The sequence below is a fragment of the Actinomadura roseirufa genome (assembly GCF_900659635.1).
In the GTDB taxonomy this organism is placed as follows: Bacteria; Actinomycetota; Actinomycetes; order Streptosporangiales; family Streptosporangiaceae; genus Spirillospora; species Spirillospora roseirufa.
In genome coordinates this window covers 1-1905 of sequence record NZ_CAACVB010000538.1, presented here as the reverse complement: position 1 = coordinate 1905, position 1905 = coordinate 1, and the positions used below count along the sequence as shown (strand labels likewise).

At 76.9% G+C, this 1905-nt stretch carries 1 protein-coding gene; it reads left to right on the top strand.

Annotation, left to right across the window (positions count from 1 at the left end):
- Window positions 1-1905: type I polyketide synthase (locus tag E1291_RS41225; RefSeq protein WP_165495548.1), on the top strand; the 1905-nt coding region annotated here is incomplete at both ends.

Genomic DNA, 1905 nt, shown 5'->3' with positions numbered 1-1905 from the left:
GGTCACGGTGCCGCTGCCCCTGGACCGGCCCGCCCTGCGTGAGCGCGCCGCGGCGGGCGACGGGCCGCCGCTGCTGCTGCGGTTGGTCGCGCCACCCCGCCGCCGGGTCGCGGCGAACCACGGCGGCGCGGATGGGGGAGAAGGCGGCGGCACGGATTCCGGCCCGCTCGCCGGGGTGCCGGAGGGGCGCAGGCTGCCGCGTCTGGTGAGCCTGGTGCGCGGCGAGGTCGCCGCCGTCCTCGGCTACGACGGCCCGGAGCCGCCGTCCCCGGCGCGGGCCCTGAAGGAACTCGGTTTCGACTCGCTGACCGCGGTCGAGCTGCGCAACCGCCTCAACCGGGCGACCGGGCTGCGGCTGCCCGCCACCCTGGTGTTCGACCATCCGACGGCGAACGACGTGGCGGCCTTCCTGCTGGCCCGGCTGACCGGGACCGCGCCCGCCGCCACTGCCGCCGCCGATGCCGTGCCCGCCGGCGGGCCCGCGCCGGACGACCCGATCGCGATCGTCGGGATGGCGTGCCGTTTCCCGGGCGGGGTCACCTCGCCCGCCGGGCTGTGGGAGCTGGTCGCGGCGGGCCGTGACGCGGTGTCGGCGTTCCCCGCCGACCGGGGCTGGGACGCCGCCGCCCTGTTCGACCCGGATCCCGACCGGTCCGGCCGGACGTATGTGACGCGGGGCGGATTCCTCGACAATCCGGGCGGTTTCGATGCGGGCTTCTTCGGGATCTCGCCGCGCGAGGCGCTCGCGATGGACCCGCAGCAGCGCCTCGCCCTGGAGGCGTCCTGGGAGGCCCTGGAGTCGGCCGGGATCGACCCCTCGTCGCTGCGAGGCGCCCGGGTCGGCGTCTACGCGGGGCTGCTCGGCGTGGACTACGGCCCCCGGCACGCCTCCGCGCGCCCCGACCTCGAAGGCCACCTCGGGACGGGCCGCGCGGCGAGCGTCCTGTCCGGCCGCGTCGCCTACACGCTCGGCCTGGAGGGTCCGGCGGTGACGGTGGACACCGCGTGCTCGTCGTCCCTGGTCGCCGTGCACCTGGCCGCGCAGGCGCTCCGCGCGGGCGAGTGCGGCCTGGCGCTGGCCGGTGGCGTGACCGTGATGGCGACGCCGGACACGTTCGTGGAATTCTCACGGCAGCGTGCGCTGGCGGCCGACGGTCGGTGCAAGGCGTTCGCGTCCGGAGCCGACGGCGCCGTCTGGTCGGAGGGCGCCGGGCTGCTGGTCCTGGAGCGGCTGTCGGACGCCGAGCGCAACGGCCACCGGGTGCTGGCGGTGGTGCGCGGTTCGGCGGTGAACCAGGACGGCGCGTCGAACGGCCTGACGGCACCGAACGGCCCGTCCCAGCAGCGGGTCATTCAGAGCGCGCTGGCGAGCGCGGGGCTCACGTCCGCCGACGTGGACGTCGTGGAGGCGCACGGCACGGGCACGCCGCTCGGCGACCCGATCGAAGCGCAGGCGCTGCTCGCGACGTACGGGCGAGACCGCCGGGACGGACGGCCCCTGCTGCTGGGGTCGGTGAAGTCGAACCTCGGCCACACGCAGGCGGCGGCGGGAGTGGCCGGGATCATCAAGATGGTCCAGGCGATGCGCCACGGGATCGTCCCGGCGACCCTGCACGTGGACGAGCCGACCTCGCATGTCGACTGGTCGTCGGGCGCGGTCGAGCTCGCGACCGAGGCCCTTCCCTGGCCGGAGGCGGATCGTCCGCGCCGGGCGGGCGTGTCGTCGTTCGGCATCTCCGGCACCAACGCCCATCTCATCCTCGAATCGGCCCCCGCCCTCGCCCCGTCCGGCTCCGACGCCGGCGGCGCCCCGGACCCGGCGACGGTGCCCTGGGCGCTGTCCGCCAAGTCCGAGGCGGCGCTGCGGGAGCAGGCCGCGCGGCTGGCGGCGCACGTCCGGGCCCG